The organism is Pseudomonas sp. RIT-PI-q (genome assembly GCF_001297125.1).
Classification (GTDB): Bacteria; Pseudomonadota; Gammaproteobacteria; order Pseudomonadales; family Pseudomonadaceae; genus Aquipseudomonas.
Window position 1 is genome coordinate 317,044 of record NZ_LHPC01000025.1, and the last position, 16,511, is coordinate 333,554.

General features: G+C 54.6%; 19 protein-coding genes and 1 pseudogene. 13 read left to right on the plus strand and 7 right to left on the minus strand.

Annotated features, from left to right (window positions below):
• Nucleotides 1–439: 439 nt before the first annotated feature.
• From AEQ67_RS11115 to AEQ67_RS11145, 7 genes are all read left to right on the plus strand, one after another.
• Nucleotides 440–925, plus strand: a complete 486-nt coding sequence (locus AEQ67_RS11115; protein WP_059403905.1) for a hypothetical protein — start codon at nucleotides 440–442, stop codon at nucleotides 923–925.
• A gap of 16 nt (nucleotides 926–941) precedes the next feature.
• Nucleotides 942–1,466, plus strand: a complete 525-nt coding sequence (locus AEQ67_RS11120) for a hypothetical protein (RefSeq protein WP_059403906.1) — start codon at nucleotides 942–944, stop codon at nucleotides 1,464–1,466.
• 216 nt (nucleotides 1,467–1,682) lie between these two features.
• Nucleotides 1,683–1,865 carry a hypothetical protein gene (locus tag AEQ67_RS11125; protein ID WP_059403907.1) on the plus strand — a complete coding sequence of 61 codons (183 nt, stop codon included), beginning with the start codon at nucleotides 1,683–1,685 and terminating at the stop codon, nucleotides 1,863–1,865.
• The gene (locus tag AEQ67_RS11130; RefSeq protein ID WP_152974826.1) at nucleotides 1,828–3,333 is read left to right on the plus strand and encodes a hypothetical protein; all 1,506 of its coding nucleotides are present in this window, start codon (nucleotides 1,828–1,830) and stop codon (nucleotides 3,331–3,333) included. The genes AEQ67_RS11125 and AEQ67_RS11130 overlap by 38 nt, the downstream gene beginning before the upstream one ends.
• Before the next feature lie 539 nt (nucleotides 3,334–3,872).
• The gene (locus AEQ67_RS11135; RefSeq protein ID WP_059403909.1) at nucleotides 3,873–4,499 is read left to right on the plus strand and encodes a recombinase family protein; all 627 of its coding nucleotides are present in this window, start codon (nucleotides 3,873–3,875) and stop codon (nucleotides 4,497–4,499) included.
• A gap of 400 nt (nucleotides 4,500–4,899) precedes the next feature.
• Nucleotides 4,900–5,556, plus strand: a complete 657-nt coding sequence (locus tag AEQ67_RS11140) for a hypothetical protein (RefSeq protein ID WP_059403910.1) — start codon at nucleotides 4,900–4,902, stop codon at nucleotides 5,554–5,556.
• A 27-nt stretch (nucleotides 5,557–5,583) separates the two neighbouring features.
• Complete coding sequence (locus AEQ67_RS11145; protein ID WP_059403911.1) at nucleotides 5,584–6,213, plus strand: hypothetical protein; 630 nt, start codon at nucleotides 5,584–5,586, stop codon at nucleotides 6,211–6,213.
• 90 nt (nucleotides 6,214–6,303) lie between these two features.
• Here AEQ67_RS11145 and AEQ67_RS11150 read toward each other — a convergent pair whose 3' ends face one another.
• The 3 genes and pseudogenes from AEQ67_RS11150 to AEQ67_RS11160 form a co-directional block, all read right to left on the minus strand.
• Nucleotides 6,304–6,612, minus strand: a complete 309-nt coding sequence (locus tag AEQ67_RS11150) for a hypothetical protein (RefSeq protein WP_059403912.1) — start codon at nucleotides 6,610–6,612, stop codon at nucleotides 6,304–6,306.
• A gap of 84 nt (nucleotides 6,613–6,696) precedes the next feature.
• The gene (locus tag AEQ67_RS11155) at nucleotides 6,697–8,397 is read right to left on the minus strand and encodes a recombinase family protein (RefSeq protein WP_059403913.1); all 1,701 of its coding nucleotides are present in this window, start codon (nucleotides 8,395–8,397) and stop codon (nucleotides 6,697–6,699) included.
• Between the two features lie 41 nt (nucleotides 8,398–8,438).
• Nucleotides 8,439–9,086 (minus strand): annotated as a pseudogene (locus AEQ67_RS11160) (magnesium chelatase domain-containing protein); the annotation flags it as partial.
• Between the two features lie 595 nt (nucleotides 9,087–9,681).
• Between AEQ67_RS11160 and AEQ67_RS11170 the strand changes: the two are divergent.
• The gene (locus AEQ67_RS11170) at nucleotides 9,682–9,960 is read left to right on the plus strand and encodes a type II toxin-antitoxin system RelE/ParE family toxin (RefSeq protein ID WP_059403915.1); all 279 of its coding nucleotides are present in this window, start codon (nucleotides 9,682–9,684) and stop codon (nucleotides 9,958–9,960) included.
• 8 nt (nucleotides 9,961–9,968) lie between these two features.
• On the plus strand, nucleotides 9,969–10,274 hold the full coding sequence (locus tag AEQ67_RS11175; RefSeq protein ID WP_007980826.1) for a HigA family addiction module antitoxin: 306 nt from the start codon (nucleotides 9,969–9,971) through the stop codon (nucleotides 10,272–10,274).
• 51 nt (nucleotides 10,275–10,325) lie between these two features.
• Here the strand turns inward: AEQ67_RS11175 and AEQ67_RS11180 are convergent, their stop codons facing one another.
• Entirely contained in the window at nucleotides 10,326–10,847 is a 522-nt protein-coding gene (locus AEQ67_RS11180; RefSeq protein WP_059403959.1) for a BRO-N domain-containing protein, read from the minus strand.
• A 414-nt stretch (nucleotides 10,848–11,261) separates the two neighbouring features.
• Nucleotides 11,262–11,522, minus strand: a complete 261-nt coding sequence (locus tag AEQ67_RS11185) for an accessory factor UbiK family protein (RefSeq protein ID WP_007942366.1) — start codon at nucleotides 11,520–11,522, stop codon at nucleotides 11,262–11,264.
• A gap of 420 nt (nucleotides 11,523–11,942) precedes the next feature.
• Here AEQ67_RS11185 and glnK point away from each other — a divergent pair, with 420 nt between their 5' ends.
• The 4 genes from glnK to sutA all read left to right on the plus strand — a co-directional run bounded on the left by glnK (nucleotide 11,943) and on the right by sutA (nucleotide 14,720).
• Nucleotides 11,943–12,281, plus strand: a complete 339-nt coding sequence (gene glnK / locus AEQ67_RS11190; RefSeq protein ID WP_002555808.1) for a P-II family nitrogen regulator — start codon at nucleotides 11,943–11,945, stop codon at nucleotides 12,279–12,281.
• A 35-nt stretch (nucleotides 12,282–12,316) separates the two neighbouring features.
• Nucleotides 12,317–13,654, plus strand: a complete 1,338-nt coding sequence (locus AEQ67_RS11195) for an ammonium transporter (RefSeq protein WP_059403916.1) — start codon at nucleotides 12,317–12,319, stop codon at nucleotides 13,652–13,654.
• A gap of 214 nt (nucleotides 13,655–13,868) precedes the next feature.
• A complete protein-coding gene (locus AEQ67_RS11200) occupies nucleotides 13,869–14,294 on the plus strand; it encodes a secondary thiamine-phosphate synthase enzyme YjbQ (protein ID WP_046818495.1) in 426 nt (141 codons plus the stop codon).
• A gap of 102 nt (nucleotides 14,295–14,396) precedes the next feature.
• Nucleotides 14,397–14,720, plus strand: coding sequence for a transcriptional regulator SutA (gene sutA / locus AEQ67_RS11205; protein WP_059403917.1), 324 nt, complete (start codon nucleotides 14,397–14,399; stop codon nucleotides 14,718–14,720).
• A 185-nt stretch (nucleotides 14,721–14,905) separates the two neighbouring features.
• Here the strand turns inward: sutA and AEQ67_RS11210 are convergent, their stop codons facing one another.
• Nucleotides 14,906–15,613, minus strand: a complete 708-nt coding sequence (locus AEQ67_RS11210; RefSeq protein ID WP_059403918.1) for an HAD family hydrolase — start codon at nucleotides 15,611–15,613, stop codon at nucleotides 14,906–14,908.
• A complete protein-coding gene (gene xerC / locus AEQ67_RS11215; RefSeq protein ID WP_059403919.1) occupies nucleotides 15,610–16,509 on the minus strand; it encodes a tyrosine recombinase XerC in 900 nt (299 codons plus the stop codon). The genes AEQ67_RS11210 and xerC overlap by 4 nt, the downstream gene beginning before the upstream one ends.
• Nucleotides 16,510–16,511 lie beyond the last annotated feature (2 nt).

Consider the following 16,511-nt stretch of genomic DNA (forward strand, 5'->3'; position numbering starts at 1 on the left):
CTTGAGAGTTGTTGCCGTTGTGGTTATAGAGTTAGGCATATCTCTATTGTCGTAATGTCAGTTCTTGGCCGTCAGGATGCAACAGGAGACGGTCGCTAATTCATTTTCCCTGCAACGCAGGAAAAGTCTAAGCACTATTCAGTGCACGCAACCTAACAGCTAAGCTCCCCGAGCCTCTCTATAAAGAGGGTGGGGATTTTCCTTGGCTGCTGCTTTTCAAATTAAGAGATATATCCTATGACAAAACGTTATCCCCTCAAACGTAAGGTCTGCGACCACTGTGGTGCAACTTATTACGCACGTAGTCACAGAGCACGCTGGTGTTCAGCGGTCTGCCAGAGTCAGAACTGGCGGGCAACCCAGAAGAAGACACAAGCGGAACTCGCAGTAGAGTTCGTTGCTCAGGAAGCAGAGCAAGTTAATAATCAGGAAACACACAATGACTAATACGGTTTTCCTGGAAGTGGATAAGGCCAATGGCGCCATACTGTCTTACAGTAACGAGAAACTAAAGTCTTCGACTTCAGACTTTATTGAAGCTACGGCAGTAGAGTTGAACTACTTGAATTATCTGGAAGCCAATGTGCTTCCTGCTGGCATGATCACTACCCTTGCAGACTTACAAGATTACCGGACGAAGACTAAGGCACTTGCCCAGGCAAAGGCAAAGGCCGCCCAGTCCAAGCTCCAGCTTGCCAAGAGTGAGGCAGCCGTTAGGGCAGCCAAAGCCAGTCTAGAAATTTTCATGAATGCAGAAGCGGCTAAGCGGAACATCTCCCGTGCAGAGTTGGAATCCCTTCTAGCAGACCGCCAGAAGCGTCTTGCAGCCGCCAACGATACAAACAATACCAATCCACCCCCTGATGATGATAAGGCCCGTCAAAGCCTTATTCAGCAGATTAAAACACGTAACAACTTTAAGTAACCAAAGGAAAATCAGTATGGATAATACGCAATACAGATATGGCAGTGAGGTTGTCGAGTTCTTTAAGTATGATGATGAAGAGCTACAGGCACTAATTAAGCAGAGAGAGGCGCAATACTTTCGTAACTGTATGTCGTCAGCTTACCCGGATTTAGGCGTTAATGTGTCTTGGGTTAACGAGGAGCCGCTAACTGTGGCTCTCAATGAACTAGCAGGCTGGCTTGTTCAGGGGTACACCGTTGCAACTTCTCTTTGTCGCCCGCTATATCTTAGCGTGCAGCTTAAGAAGCCGGCGACTATTGTCGATGCCGATCTTCTTGAAGTTGCAGAGCAGGCGAAGGTTGATTATGCCGCAAGCCGTTATACCCGCAATATTGGAGAAACGAAACGCCAGATTGCTATCAGCGTAGAACGCAGGACGAGAGAACATGCAGCGGCGGCCGCCAAAGTTGCCGCAGAACATCAAGCAACAGAAGAAGCACGGGCGCTGGCTGATTTGCAACAGGCCTACTCGCCAAAGAAAGCCTCGACAGCCAAGTAAATTCTTCTGCATCATATCCGCCTTCCCTGATACAGCCTCCCGATAGTCAAGCCGAATGGCCCAACTGACTACGTCGGTTTTCTGCTGTCTGGCGAAAGGCGTTTAGTGGCGCTAGGTAGGCTGGGGATTGCATCCGTTTCAGGCTATAACACCTGATTTAGACGCCTCCAGCCGGCTTTCACTTTGCATAATTTCCATTTCTACGGAGTACCAACCATGAGGATTTCCCTCAACAATTCATCCACAGGGCGTCTGCTGGCCTTCATGGCCGAACGTGGCATCACCAACCCAACACACGGCCTGAACGTGCTCATCACAGAGGCCGCACTACTAAACCTGATCCCGGAAACAGCGGACAAAGATGGCAACGACACCCGTAACTACAAACAAGCAGCGTGAGTTCGCCTGCACCAACTGCGGAACAATGTTCAATCGTCGGCCCGGTGGCCGTTCCACCTGCAAGAGTACCTGCAAGTCAGCAGCACAGCGTAAGCAGAAGGCACCCAAGATCACCCCCCAGCAGCAGAAGGTGCAGCGCCGTAAAGAGCGCCTGACTGAGAATCCGTTTGGCTTGTGGTTCATCGAACAGGCCGAGCGGGCAGGCACCGTCCAGACTTATCAGGGCATCGATGCTGCTGGCCTGCACCAGCTATTGGCCATGCACAACTTCCGTAAGAAGCGGTACGGCTGGATTGATAAAGGCCACGGTAAAGATGCATATCACCTGTGCCACGTGCAAGGTCTTAAGGGGCGTGATGGTTCTACAGGCTTGACAACTTCACTGAATCTGTTCGTTGGCCTCGACTATCTGAACCAGCAGCACGGCAACAAACCCGTAAACGCTTGGGCGGGTGAATCGATCCCCAAGTCTGCCCGGAAACGTAAGTGGGACATCACCCCCAGCATGACGTTGGATCAGAAGCTACAGAAGCTTGCTGACTTCCTCGGTGCCGAGCTGGACACCTTCCTTGATGAGCTGGACGAGATGCCCCAGCGGACTGCACGACTACGGTTAGCCAGGTCAATTCACAAGGGGCAGGGCGACGAACTGTTAGAGCCGCTAGACCGTCGCTACACATTGGCGGAACTTGGGGCATTGAAGCTACCGGAGTTGCAGGCACTGGCAACCATGCAAGATGGCCGAAATCGGGACAAGGAACGTATTTTCAGGAACTGCCCACCCGATTCCCAGTTGGGCGTAATGCACGATGAGTTGAAGCGATTCTCTACGGATTTGCCGGAAGGCAAGCATCGGGATAACTGTCGGTTCATGTTATCGCTGGTGCGAGTGCTCGGTAGTTATCTTGCCCCGATCAACGACGCACAAGGTAAGGCCAGAGGTCGCTTCGACTTTCCGAACGCAAGCTGGTCTCCACTACAGTACTGCAACCCAGTTTACCCGTGGAGAACACCCGTTAGCCTTCTGGAGTCCGACCGACAGGCTTTGGTTACGTCGATCATCGAAGCAGCCCACAACGCATTACAGGGGCTGAACATTGACGGAGAAGCATTGGAGGCACAACTAGAAGTACGCCTGCATCTGCAAACATTGGTGCCGGTAGTGATGGCTCCCGACGAGATGACTTGGGAAGCCTGTGGAGCGAACTGGATCACCTACATCGACGACTTGTACAACTCGTTTGAGAGTACATGGCAGGCGCTGCTGGATCTGGGTATCTGCACTGAATCGCAAGTCTTTGCCGCTCAGGATGGCGTCCTGCGGAGTTTGCAAGCTGCTATAGAGCAGGGGCGTGAACAGTATCGTAATAACCGCATGCACACGGTGTACGGCGTGCAATTTCAACGCTACCCGGCGTATCTGGAATACCCGCCAATGGCCGTAGATGGGCAACAACTAGCAGTATGAGGGGACTGCCCACCGGGCGTGAAAGATGTCTCCAAGATTAGGGGCATGTTGTAGCGGGCATCTCCCTCAAATAACTAATGCAACATCTATTGCAATATCTAATCCTAGTATCCTGATATCTCGCCTCTCAGGCTGCCATCACACCCTCTATCCCCGCCAAGTCCCCTATAAATGGTGCGTTGCCGCTACAGGGGCTAAGCCAACCTCTCTTTTCGTGGAACTTTCAATGAATGCAACTTTGCGTTGATGTCTCACGCCATAAGTGTGCGAAAACTGCCCATTTCTCCGGACTCCTCCAGCCCATTTGATGGTCCAGTTTTGGATCCTAGAAGTGAAGCTGCCACAGCAGCCGTACCTAGGCAGCCCTGACTTTTCAGGGTTATCTACTGTGTCATTTCGGGTATGCATCAGGTGCTACGGAATAGCTACACAGAAGGTGACCCGAAAACCTCCTAAATATGTGTCATTTAAAGGCTTTACCAACCCTATGTAACACGTTACTGTGTGACACATCCTAAGTGATACAAAGGGGCTTCACCATGTTCATCCGTGCTTACCTTCGCGCTTCAACTTCTGAACAGGATGCGTCCCGTGCCAAGGCGGCCCTTGTAGCGTTCGCTGCAAAGCATGATCACAAGGTGGCAGCCTTTTACATAGAGAACGAATCCGGCACCAAGCTTGACCGGCCAGAGTTGTTCCGCCTGCTGGAAGACAGCCATGAAGGCGACATACTGCTGATCGAAGGCGTTGACCGCCTGTCCCGACTCACTGCCCCAGACTGGGACTTGTTGAAAGCGAAGATCGCAGCCAAGCGAGTGACGGTGGTATCTATCGACTTGTCTACCAGTCACGCAGCCTTGAAGCCGGCCCAAGGGATGGACGACTTCACGAAAGGAATGATTGCAGCCGTTAATGGCATGTTGCTCGACATGCTAGCCGTGGTGGCCCGTAAGGACTATGAAGACCGTCGTCGCCGGCAAGCTGAGGGTATCGAGAAGGCAAAGCAGGGCGGCGTGTATAAAGGCCGTCAGGTGGATACAGACCTTCGCGACCGCATCACGGTATTGCTGAACGACGGTAAGAGCATTCGCGGAGTAGCCCACATAGTGCATTGCAGTACGACCACAGTTCAAAGGGTGAAGGCCGCCCTGAATTCAGAACTATAAGCTCCTGTAGAAGTGCCCAAGCCCCGCCAAGTGCGGGGCTTTTCATTGGGTCTCGATATTTTGAACTCATAATTGCCGGCAGCAAGGTGGCACGGCAATGGCGTTAAGGACCGAGCCAGCCTAGGTCAAGATTTCGCCTTTTGCCGGATACCCGTCACGATATTTCGTATGCAACTTCACGGGCCATGTACGACCTGGGGCAAGTGTCAGTTTGAAAAGTTTCGGGTATCAGCGGATTAGTAAGTGATCCCCAGCGAGCGGCGAGATGGACTTAGTGTTTTGACGACATAACCCCGAATAAATATTGTTTCTCGTGGACGAAAACCCTTACGCCCTATAACGTAGGGGTGAAGGCCCTGAAGGACGCCCATCTTTGCGTCCACCAAAGCGAAGGAATGCTATGAGTAAAACCTCGGATGGATTGCAAACATCAGTGACGCCCGGTATCCAGAATGAACTCGTGCAAGATTATTCGGTATTAACCGGTCATGTGTCGCTGCAAGTAATTCAAATGCTTAACTTGCAGGATCTGGAAACTTCACAGTTTGTAGAGCGTTTAGAGCGACAGCATCAGGATCTGGTAGTTGCCAAATCAGCGAGTGTCGATGCTCAACCAGATGAGTTATTAAGAGTAGCCCGGCAGCATTACAAGCTTGAGGCAACTAAAAAGGCGATTATGACATTCGAAAGTTCCGCAAGCATCCTCGCGGGCTCTATTTTGCAGATTGTTCAGCAAGGTATGTCTAGAGTTCACTCCAGTATTAGGACGTACCCTCATAAAGGTCGAACGATCCATGGAGTCAGTTTGTGTGATTTGGTTTGGCAAGGGCGCAATCAGGCCATGCATTATGAAACCACGGCAAAGAGAGCTGATTGGAGTGCTGTTTTTGCGACTCTAAACGTCGCTATGCCTAGTGCTTTTTCAATTGCACCGCCTTATGTCTCTCGTGCCAAATCGATTTTTGATTTGCTCGGATGGGGAAGCTACTCCGTTTATGAGCGCGATGTGAAGTTCCTGCTGCTGGGTTGCCGGGACAGCGAAGAGCAGCCTCAATAAGCAGTTCCAAAAGTTAAAGGTAATTCTATGAAACGCTTCATAGCGGTCATGCTTTCCGTAGCTTCAACTACCGTCGATGCCGCAACCTTGGAGGATCAGGTTAAGGCGACGAAAACTGTAGAGCAGCAGTATCAAGAAGCTGTTAAAGACCTAACCGACAACGTCTTCCTCAAGTACCGAGATAATCTCCAAATAGATACTCCGGTGCTTGAGGTAGTGTCTAGCACCAGCAAGACGGCCGATATAAAAATCACGTATACGTGGCGCGTGCCAGAGTTAGTCCTCGTGCAGATGCGGGACACTCTGGGCAAATACTTCCTGACGACGCTGTATGAATCAAAAATCACTGTCGGCACGTACAACTGTAACGGTCACATCGGGAGTAATTATTGTAGCATCAGGGAAAAGCTAGGGCGATTCTTGGAGTCAAAGTCAGTAGGGACTGAAGTAAGTCTGCTTGGAGTGAAAGATGTCTTTTCTTATAATCACCGTGGGATAGAATTTCCAGAGTCTCGAACATATAGCATCATTTACACTGTCGACAAGGCGAAGATTAAAGGTGATCCAACTCCGAAATTTGAAACCCACGTCTATAATATCAGTGGATGCATTCCGTTCCAACCAGAGTGTAATATAAAGGGCGTGTACCGGAAGTAACTGGGTCAATACAGTACTAAGGCTATTGGGCGTTTCTACCAGTCATGGGTATGGTTAGTTCTTGATGTCATTACGTTGTTAGTCCAAGGACTAGGTATTGTCTTTAGTGTGGTCACCATACGCATAACCCATCCGCGATGTTTCCCGTTCCCTGTCACGGCTATACATGTCACTAAGCGTCCACTTCAACCGCTCGTGTTCAATCTTCAGGGCGGCCAGCTCCGTCGAGCTTTCCCGGTACATGACAATCAATCCAGCGATGTTCTGGTGGGCCTTCCTTAAGTCCCGGCGCGTTGTCTCCAGCTCGGCACACAGCAAATCACATTGGTGCTTGAGCATCTCTACGCGGGTGGGCATCCCCAATTCAAAGCCATTATCGTCGATCAAATCGTCTTCCATCACTCACGCTCCGCATACTGTATGTTCGTACAGTATACGGCTGGGTGACGTTGTTCAATCTGTCTGCGATGGGTGGGTTGCCGCTTATTTGGTCTTCCCGAACGCGCTTCCAAACCATTGTCCGTCAATGCCGCCTTCGTAGTCGCGGTTGACTTCCTCGGATGTGATTTCGCCCTGTTCGATCTGCCTGCCAAAGACATCGTTGTCCAACGCTTGCACCGTCAAAACTCCATCCTTATAGAGGATACCGAACAGCATCTGATCAATCTCCTCGGTGATTTCCTCATTGGATTTGTCGAGCACCCAGCATCTGAAGTTTTTGGGGCTGTGCCGCTTGAACAGGACGACAATGCGGAGTCGTTTCAACAGGCTGTTAGCAGCCGCCCTGCCTTCGTAAGTCACGAGGTCTAGCTTCTGGAAAAAGTCTTCTTTGCTAATTACGTGGGTTGATGCGAGCTGCTGCCGAAGTTCATCGCGTTTTGTCGAGATATCTTCGTGTTCCTGCTCTAAATCGTGCAGAAGCTTTCCCCCTGCTTTCGACGGGAATGCGGTTTGGGCTTCGGTTGCTTGGTCCAGTTTCCTCATAACCCCTACCAGCCTACCTTCGGCAACCTCCAGATTCTTCCGGATCTCTGCACTTCTCCCGTGGACGAGCGACATACTGTCCACCTTCGCCAAGACTTCCTTAAACACCAATTCCGCATGTTCAATTCGGATGATGCCGTTCTTGCAGATGCCTTTTTTGGTGCCGAAGCATTGAAGGTAGACGTAGCCCTTAGGCGGCTTCCCCTTGTTAACCAGGTGCATTGCATCGCCACATACACGGCACCTTGCAAGTCCCTGCCAGCAGTTGAAGTTCTTGGTTTGTTTGGTGGCTCCGCTGGTCTGGCGCTGACTACGTGCAGCTTTCGCCTGTAGGAAAATGTCTTCCTCGATAACAGGCGGGTAGAAGCCCGTAACAACCTCTCCGTCATTGCATCGAACTCCGTCGACGATGTGCATCGGCTGGTACTCTCCCAGCAAAGAGCGATTGTTAAGAATCTTCGATACCGAACTGGTGCCCCAAGCGCCACTCATGTTCCGGCGCTTCTCACCCACGGTGCCAAACACCGGAATGCCATCTTCGTTCAGCCGCTTCGATACGGCTGTCTGCCCGTATCCTTGAATGGTCATTTCGAAGATTTTGTGAATTACGTTCACTCGTATGTCATTCGGCTTATACGCTCCGTTCTCTAGCACCAACCATGCGGGACAAGCATTACCGAGTGGCACTTTCTTCTCTCGAGCGAGGTTTCGCTTGTTCTGCCACGCTGCCGACACCCGCTTGCCCTTGGTGGCACTCTCTTCGTGTGCCCGCATCATCACCGTGATGCTGATGATGAGTTCCATAGCGATGCTGGGTGAGTCCTCGGAATAAACCCTCTTATCAGACAGGGTCACGATCCTGATGCCCTTGCGGAGTAAGTCTGTGAACTGACTTAGGGCAACCATAACCTTGTCTCTGCTCAAGCGGTCGAGCGACTCCACCAGCAGGTAACTACCTGCGAGGATCGTCCCACTATCAACGTGAGTCAGGAACCGGGCAAGCTCGCCTGAATCATCTATATGCTCGCCCGTGTAGGCACTGCGTCCCGAATCGAAAAACCGATACTCCCGTGTGTTGGCCAGTTCCAGCCCATGTTCCTTGCAGTAGTTCTCAGCCGCTTCCCGCTGCCTTCTCTGGCTGTCACCCTTGGCTTGCTCTGGACTGCTGAATCGTATGTAGCTGTAAGCCTTGGGCTTCATCAGAACTGATCCTGAATAGGTTTTGGTGCATTGTTACACAACAATAACAGGTTATGAGCGCCCGCCGCTGCGATCAGCAATGCGCGCTTGGCTGCGATTTGGCCCTGCACTTCATTCAAATCGGGATACGGTTTGCTGGCGTACAACAATCCATTGGAAACGTAAGGCTCAACCGGTGTGTGACCATTAAAGTGCGCCACGGCTTCCAGCAGATGATCCACCGCAATTACCTTCAGCCCGGAAGCCAGGCACGCCTCTTCAGCATTCGCTCGCGGCACCACTAGCGACCGCCCGGCCTTGCGCGCCGCCAGGGCCGCAGGCAACACGCCCCGAACCGCCCGCACCGCGCCCGACAGTGCCAATTCCCCAAGGCATTCCACATCGTCCAGCGTCAACGTCGGGACTTGCACGCTGGCGGATAGAATCCCGAGGGCAATCGCCAAATCAAATCGCCCGCCGTCCTTGGGCAAATCGGCAGGAGCGAGATTCAACGTGATGCGCCGAGCGGGGAATTGCAGACCCGAATTGATGATCGCGCTGCGCACCCGATCTTTGCTTTCCTTTACGGCGGCTTCGGGCAAACCCACCATCGTCAACGACGGCAAGCCGTTGGCCAGATGGACTTCTACGGTAACGGCGGGCGCATCCACACCTATCTGGGCGCGGCTGTGGACGATGGAGAGGGACATGGTCGTTCCTTGAGTTGGCGGGAGCCGCTTCCTGCGGGTTTTTGAAGGGTAGACGGGGGCGATGGATTTGGGGCGTGGTCACGCAGGCAAACTTTCACTGGATGTTGCGGACATGGAGCGGGGTAGTTGCGAGGCACAAAAAAACCGCCATTCAGACGGTTTTTTTCAAGAAGCGGTATTTAGTTTCTTCCACCGGCCAACCATCCACTTGGTTCAAGTTCTTTGCCACGGGCCGCAGCGACCTCAAAAAAGCGGAGTTGATTGGCTGACACGTTCCCGGCTAACCGGCGTGCCTCGTTATGAAGTTCAATGATGTGTAACAGTTTTGCGCGACGGCTTTTTTTCATAGCGAGCTCCAGTTGTGTTGTGATCTATTTTTCGGCCAGTCAGCTTAAGAGGCGAGCACGGTCTGGACGCAATCAGAATTGCCGTTTGTTTTTGTAGGAAGCAGCCGGATTTCAATGACTTTCTGAAGGCCGCTCGTAGTCCTTTTCCTAGAGTTTTGAAAGGGTGGTCAAGCTTTAATGCAGCGCGTTTGCATTTATGATTTCGGGTTATACACTCAAGATTAATGCATAACGTTAAGCTTTAAATTATGATCGTTAGCTTTAAGTGTTCTGAGACCGAGTACCTGTTTTGCAACGGTAAGACCCGTTTGTGGTCAGCCATTCTGAGTGTCGCGGAACGAAAGCTGACGATGCTTGATGATGCTGTCGTGCTGAAAGACCTTCGATCTCCGCCGGGCAATCGCCTGGAGGCGTTGGAGGGAAATCGAAAAGGTCAGCACAGCATCCGCATCAACGCTCAATGGCGAATTTGCTTTGTCTGGAGCTGCAACGGGCCGGAGAATGTAGAAATCGTCGATTATCACTGAGGTGAGTAATGACTAAGAATGGTATGCGCCCGGTGCACCCTGGCGAGATCCTCAAAGAGGAATACCTGGAGCCTCTGAGCCTGACGGCTGCCGCTCTGGCCAGAGCGTTGAACGTGTCGACACCTACGGTCAACGATATTGTGCTTCAGCGTCGGGGTGTCAGTGCTGATATGGCTCTACGGCTATCTATCTGTCTGGATACGACCCCGGAATTTTGGCTCAACCTTCAATCGACCTACGATTTGCGTAAAGCCGAGATTGAGCGAGGGGCCGCGATTCGGGATCAGGTCGAGCGGCTTGCACACTGCGCCTGATTGTTGTCTTGGATTTAACGAACCCCACGCCAAAAGCGTGGGGTTTTTTTATCAGAATGCGTGAAGCATCTTCGTGGCTCTTTTCCACCAAGGCGCACTGATAGCAGGCCTTGAAGTCTTCTGATCAGGCAACATCTGCGGAACATCCTGCAACCGAATCCACGGCTGGTTATTCCAATGCAGCAAGCTCAACGACATTTCCGGCCAGTTCAGCAGGCTCAGTTGTGGGCGTTCGGTTGAGGTGGGTTGCTGGGCGTCTCTGAGGGCGGGGACGACGTCGTGGGTTAGCCATTCGCGCAGCGCCCGGTATTCGGGGCAGTAGTGGTAGACCAGTAAGGCGTAGACGCCGGATTCGCTGATCATCAGGGTGGTTTCGAGGCTGCAGTGGATGAGCATCCGTATTGACTGGTGTTGGTCGGGATCGAGTTTTCGGACGGCGCGTTCATTGAGGTAGAGGCGTAGCAGGCGGCCCAGGTCGCGGGCGCTGAACCAGGGTTGGTTTTCCAGGAGGAGGGCGTGGAGGTGGAGTTTGTGGCGGGTGAAGACTTGGGGGATTAGATAGTTTTCGTCCATAGCGCAGTACCCAAAATTCGCTTGATAGATAACTGCCACTTATCGTCGCCAAACAATAAGGGTGGCAGCTGCGTGCGGGTTGGCGAACCGGCCAAGCGAATACCGGCAGACCCGAAGGTCTCCCACACGCAGCCGCCATAATTCGAATCGGAAGAGATATCCATAATCGAATGAGGTTGCGTAGCTTGGTTCCAGGTCGCCAAACCCGGTGCTGAACATTCAGCATTGGGTGAGCTTAGGAACCGGAGCTTTGCGACGCAATCGGACGGCGGTGTGATCTTTGTAGGACGTTGCCGAGATGGTGGCGAGGCGGAAGATCAAAAGATCGCAGCCTTCGGCAGATCCTACAGGTGAAGCGGAAGGTCGTGCCGACCTTCAATCGCGAGCAGGCTCGCTCCCACAGGGGTTGTGGCGTTATTCGGCAGGTGGATTCAGCTTCGCTTCCAGCTCTGCAACCTTCGCTTCAAGACTCTCCAGCCGAGCGCGGGTGCGTGCGAGCACGACCATCTGGCTATCGAACTCTTCCCGGCTGACCAGATCCAGTTTGCTGAAGCCGCTTTGCAGCAAAGCCTTGAACTGGCTTTCGATTTCGCTTTTCGGCAGTGGGGTGTCGCCGCTGAAGAGGCGGGAGGCGGTGCCGGTCAGGGCGTCGAGGAAGTCTTTGGGCGCGAGCATGGGAAATGTCCTGTCAACAATGGCGGGCAGTGTATCACGCAGTGTCTATAGTCAATCCCGACCGCTGGCCGTGCACGCTTTTCGCGCATGCGGACGGACGGCATCGCACTGTTGTTGTGCGTAACACGGCAGGAGTTGCGGCGAAGTGGTTGGCATCTACGGTCAAGGGCTTGAAAACAGAGGGTTTTGTGGAGATGGCAAGCTTTCTGCTTAGTCGGTAGTGACCCATGCACTGATGCAGTCGCTGTGACGAATGCAGTGCGCCAAGCGGAACGGGGGGATGCGTTTCGTGCGGAGTGGTTAGCAGGCGTCGGACGGGCAGGTAAGGCCGACGATGCGTTACAAAGCCAGGCACTGCGCTTAGACTTGAGTCGGGTTTGTTTTCCTGGGGCAAGTCCACCAATTCGGGAGAGAGTTTTCATGAAGCTAGTCACTGCCATCATCAAGCCGTTCAAACTGGACGACGTGCGCGAGTCGCTGTCCGAGATCGGCGTGCAGGGCATTACCGTTACTGAAGTCAAAGGCTTCGGGCGGCAGAAGGGTCACACCGAGCTGTATCGCGGCGCGGAATACGTGGTCGATTTCCTGCCCAAGGTGAAGATCGATGTCGCCATTGACGACAAGGATCTTGACCGGGTTATCGAGGCGATAACCAAGGCTGCCAACACCGGCAAGATCGGTGACGGCAAGATCTTCGTGGTCAATCTGGAACAGGCGATTCGCATCCGTACCGGCGAAACCGATACCGACGCAATCTAAGCCGCCACAAACCCAACGCCCCAGGAGAAAACAATATGACTCTGCGTAAATTCGCAGGGCTAGGAGCCCTGTTGTCCCTCGTAATGCCCAGCCTGGCCATGGCGGCAGACGAAGTGGCGGCCCCAGTCCTCAACTCCGGCGACACCGCCTGGATGATGACCTCGACAGCCCTCGTGCTGTTCATGACCATTCCCGGCCTCGCGCTGTTCTACGGCGGCATGGTTCGCTCCAAAAACATTCTTTCCGTGATGATGCAGTGCTTCGCCATTACCGGTCTGATCAGCGTCCTGTGGGTCATTTATGGCTACAGCATCGCGTTCGACACCACCGGCATGGAGCAGGGCGTCGTCAATTTCAACTCGTTCTTTGGCGGCATGGGCAAGGCGTTCCTCGCCGGCATCACGCCAGCCAGCCTGACCGGGCCTGCGGCACTGTTCCCTGAAGCAGTGTTCGTCACTTTCCAGATGACGTTCGCCATCATTACCCCAGCGCTGATCGTCGGTGCCTTCGCCGAGCGGATGAAGTTCTCCGCCATGCTGGTCTTCATGGGCATCTGGTTCACCCTGGTTTATGCACCGATCGCGCACATGGTCTGGTCCGGTAACGGCGGCCTGCTGTGGGACTGGGGCGTGCTGGACTTCGCCGGCGGCACCGTGGTGCACATCAACGCCGGTGTGGCCGGTCTGATTTGCTGCCTGGTACTGGGCAAGCGCAAAGGTTTCCCGACCACCCCGATGGCACCGCATAACCTCGGTTACACCCTGATGGGCGCGGCTATGTTGTGGGTCGGCTGGTTCGGCTTCAACGCCGGTTCCGCCGCTGCCGCCAACGGCACGGCCGGTATGGCGATGCTGGTCACCCAGATCGCAACCGCCGCTGCTGCACTGGGCTGGATGTTCGCCGAGTGGATCACTCACGGCAAGCCAAGTGCACTGGGTATCGCTTCGGGTGTTGTCGCCGGCCTGGTTGCCATCACTCCAGCCGCTGGCACCGTGGGCCCGATGGGCGCTCTGGTGATCGGCCTGGCAGCGGGCGTGGTGTGCTTCTTCTGCGCCACTACCTTGAAACGCAAACTCGGTTATGACGACTCCCTCGACGCCTTCGGCGTGCACGGTATCGGCGGTATCCTCGGCGCGATCCTCACCGGTGTGTTCGCTGCGCCGTCCCTGGGTGGCTTCGGCACCGTCACCGACATCGCCGCACAAGTCTGGATTCAGTGCAAAGGCGTGGGCTTCACGGTGATCTACACCGCGATCGTCACCTTCATCATTCTCAAGGTGCTGGACGCGGTCATGGGGCTGCGCATCACCGACGAAGAAGAGGCTGTCGGCATCGATCTGGCACTTCACAACGAACGCGGCTACAACTTGTAAGCACGCGCATAAAAAACTTGCCCGGCTTGCCGGGCATTTTTTTGTCTGGCGTTTGTCAGTGTAGGAACTGCTGAAAGGTTTTTTCGTACACGTTTAGTAGCGTTTACGACGGGTGATTTTCTGCGGCCAATGGCTTACATGATTGAAGGAATATTAGGGCCTTTGTTTTTTCCCAGAGCGCGCTAGAATGCGCCCCGAACGTGCGGAGAACTGTATGTGGCAACAGACTCTGATTACCCTGCGGGCGAGGCCCCGGGGCTTTCATCTGGTAACGGACGAGTTACTCGCCGGCCTGCCTGAACTCAAGGCATGTCGGGTCGGTCTGTTGCATTTGTGGCTGCAGCATACCTCGGCGTCGTTGACCATCAACGAGAACGCCGATCCGGCGGTACGTCGCGACTTCGAACGATTTTTCAATCGTCTGATCCCACAAGGAACAGACGGCTATGAGCATAACGACGAAGGCCTGGACGACCTCCCGGCGCACTTCAAGGCCAGCGTACTTGGCTGTCAGCTCAGTTTGCCGATTTCGGCAGGCCGACTGGCGTTGGGGACCTGGCAAGGCGTTTATCTGGGCGAGCACCGTGATCATGGCGGTGCCCGTAAAGTCCTCGCCACCTTGCACGGTGAAGGGGCATAAGCCGCTGGTTACCAGCGGTTGTAGAATTTTTTCCGGCGGCCTTCGACAGACGGCGAAGCTGGGCTATAACTAATCTGCTTTTCGCAAGTCATGAGGTAGAACATGAGCGACGATGATCTGGAAAACGACGACCTCGAAGTAGGCGACGACGACGAAACCGAAGAAGGTCTGGAAGCAGCGGCGGACGACGTCGTTGAAGACGACGGCGGTGAAGCGCCCGTTCCGACCGCCAAAGGCAAAGCCAAGGCAGCGGTATCGGTCGATGAGCTGCCGAGCGTCGAAGCCAAAAACAAGGAACGTGATGCCTTGGCCAAGGCCATGGAAGAGTTCCTGGCCAAGGGCGGCAAGGTGCAGGAAGTGGAGGCCAATGTGGTCGCCGATCCGCCCAAGAAGCCTGATAACAAGTACGGCAGCCGGCCTATCTGAGCCCGCTGCTTGCTTGCTGAAAAAGCCCGCCGTCGCTGCGGGCTTTTTCATGGGTGGAATATAAGTCTCGAATCTGCAGTGATCCCTGTGGGAGCGGGCTTGCCCGCGATAGGGACGTCATATGCGCAATTGTTGTTGCCTGACACACCGCTATCGCGGGCAAGCCCGCTCCCACAGGATTTGTGTCAGGCCGAAGCAGCGTTCCACCGGGCCAGCAGCGCCGGCAACTCGGTCAGGCTGCGAATCTCGGCATCCGGGGCCTTGTCGGCTTCCCAGGCTTTGCCCGCCGGGTTGAACCAGATTGCCCGCAACCCCGCCTGCTGCGCACCGGCAATGTCATCACCCGGATGATCGCCGACATGCACCGCCGTCGCGGCCGTTGCCCCGCCACGCTGCAACGCTTCGTGAAACAGTCGCGCATCCGGCTTGGCGATGCCGATGTCTTCGGCGCACAGCGCAAACTTGAAGTAATCCGCCAGCCCTAAACGGCGCACATCGGCGTTGCCGTTGGTGACCACGCCCAAGGCGTAATGCTTGGCCAACGTCTCCAGCGTCGGTTCGACTTCAGGGAACACCTCGATCTGATGGCGAGCATGCAGGAACACTTCAAAACTCTTGTCGGCCAGGTCCGAAGCCTGGCCGTGGTCGTAACCGGCCTCTTCCAGCGCATGGAACAGCACTTTGCGGCGCAAGGCACTGATGCGGTGCTTGAGGTTCGGTTCGCTGCTGAGGATTCGTTCACGAATGGCCCACAAGTGCTCCACCGGCACGGCACCGAGGTTTGGCGCGTGCTCGGTCAGCCATTCACGCAATATGGCTTCGGCGCTGACGATCACCGGAGCGGTGTCCCACAGGGTGTCGTCGAGGTCGAAGGTGATCAATTGAAGCGTCATGAATCATCGCCCTTTATGCGTTTGGCCCGTGGATGGGCGCTGTCGTACACCGTGGCCAGGTGCTGGAAGTCCAGGTGGGTGTAGATCTGGGTGGTCGTGATGTTCGAGTGGCCTAGCAGTTCTTGTACCCCTCGCAGGTCTTGGGAAGACTCCAACAAATGGCTTGCGAAGGAGTGCCGCAACATGTGCGGGTATAGGTTTTGCCCCAGTTCACGCGCTCCCGCCGCTTTGACTCGTAGCTGGATTGAGCGTGGGCCAAGGCGCCGGCCTTGCTGGCTGATAAATACCGCATCGTCTGCCGGGTTGGCCATGGCGCGGAATGGCAGCCAAAGCTCCAGAGCTTCGCGCGCCTTTCTGCCCACCGGCAGCAGGCGAGTCTTGCTGCCCTTGCCGAGCACCTGAACCATGCCGTCAGCCAGGTCCAGATGATCGAGATTGAGCCCGGTCAGCTCCGACAAGCGCAAACCCGATGAGTAGAACAGCTCCAGGATCGCCTGGTCCCGACGGGCCAGGAAATCATCCTCCACCGCGCCTTCAAACAATTGAAGAGCGCGGTCGGTGTCGATGACTTTCGGCAGCTGACGTTTGTCCTTGGGCGTCGCCAGACCGCTCGCAGGATCGTGTTCGCATAAGCCTTCGCGGTTCAGGTAGCGATAGAGCCCACGCACCGCCGATAGCAATCGCGCCAGGCTACGGGAGGATTGACCCTTGCCATGCAGGTGGATGATCAGGCCACGCATTCGCTGAGTGTCTAGCGCAGCCCAGCTGCCGATGTTCTGTTTAACGCACCAGCCCAGCACTTTGTCGAGGTCGCGGCGGTAGTGGTAAAGCGTATGGGGCGACACCTGCCGCTCACTGCGCAGGTGTTCGCAGTAAGCGTCCAGTTGCCGTTCCACGA

Bases quoted from the DNA above. Each gene is read 5' to 3' on its own strand.
- AEQ67_RS11115 (WP_059403905.1), top strand. From the start codon at position 440: ATGACTAATACGGTTTTCCTGGAAGTGGATAAGGCCAATGGCGCCATA.
- AEQ67_RS11120 (WP_059403906.1), top strand. From the start codon at position 942: ATGGATAATACGCAATACAGATATGGCAGTGAGGTTGTCGAGTTCTTT.
- AEQ67_RS11125 (WP_059403907.1), top strand. From the start codon at position 1,683: ATGAGGATTTCCCTCAACAATTCATCCACAGGGCGTCTGCTGGCCTTC.
- AEQ67_RS11130 (WP_152974826.1), top strand. From the start codon at position 1,828: ATGGCAACGACACCCGTAACTACAAACAAGCAGCGTGAGTTCGCCTGC.
- AEQ67_RS11135 (WP_059403909.1), top strand. From the start codon at position 3,873: ATGTTCATCCGTGCTTACCTTCGCGCTTCAACTTCTGAACAGGATGCG.
- AEQ67_RS11140 (WP_059403910.1), top strand. From the start codon at position 4,900: ATGAGTAAAACCTCGGATGGATTGCAAACATCAGTGACGCCCGGTATC.
- AEQ67_RS11145 (WP_059403911.1), top strand. From the start codon at position 5,584: ATGAAACGCTTCATAGCGGTCATGCTTTCCGTAGCTTCAACTACCGTC.
- AEQ67_RS11150 (WP_059403912.1), bottom strand. From the start codon at position 6,612: ATGGAAGACGATTTGATCGACGATAATGGCTTTGAATTGGGGATGCCC.
- AEQ67_RS11155 (WP_059403913.1), bottom strand. From the start codon at position 8,397: ATGAAGCCCAAGGCTTACAGCTACATACGATTCAGCAGTCCAGAGCAA.
- AEQ67_RS11170 (WP_059403915.1), top strand. From the start codon at position 9,682: ATGATCGTTAGCTTTAAGTGTTCTGAGACCGAGTACCTGTTTTGCAAC.
- AEQ67_RS11175 (WP_007980826.1), top strand. From the start codon at position 9,969: ATGACTAAGAATGGTATGCGCCCGGTGCACCCTGGCGAGATCCTCAAA.
- AEQ67_RS11180 (WP_059403959.1), bottom strand. From the start codon at position 10,847: ATGGACGAAAACTATCTAATCCCCCAAGTCTTCACCCGCCACAAACTC.
- AEQ67_RS11185 (WP_007942366.1), bottom strand. From the start codon at position 11,522: ATGCTCGCGCCCAAAGACTTCCTCGACGCCCTGACCGGCACCGCCTCC.
- glnK (WP_002555808.1), top strand. From the start codon at position 11,943: ATGAAGCTAGTCACTGCCATCATCAAGCCGTTCAAACTGGACGACGTG.
- AEQ67_RS11195 (WP_059403916.1), top strand. From the start codon at position 12,317: ATGACTCTGCGTAAATTCGCAGGGCTAGGAGCCCTGTTGTCCCTCGTA.
- AEQ67_RS11200 (WP_046818495.1), top strand. From the start codon at position 13,869: ATGTGGCAACAGACTCTGATTACCCTGCGGGCGAGGCCCCGGGGCTTT.
- sutA (WP_059403917.1), top strand. From the start codon at position 14,397: ATGAGCGACGATGATCTGGAAAACGACGACCTCGAAGTAGGCGACGAC.
- AEQ67_RS11210 (WP_059403918.1), bottom strand. From the start codon at position 15,613: ATGACGCTTCAATTGATCACCTTCGACCTCGACGACACCCTGTGGGAC.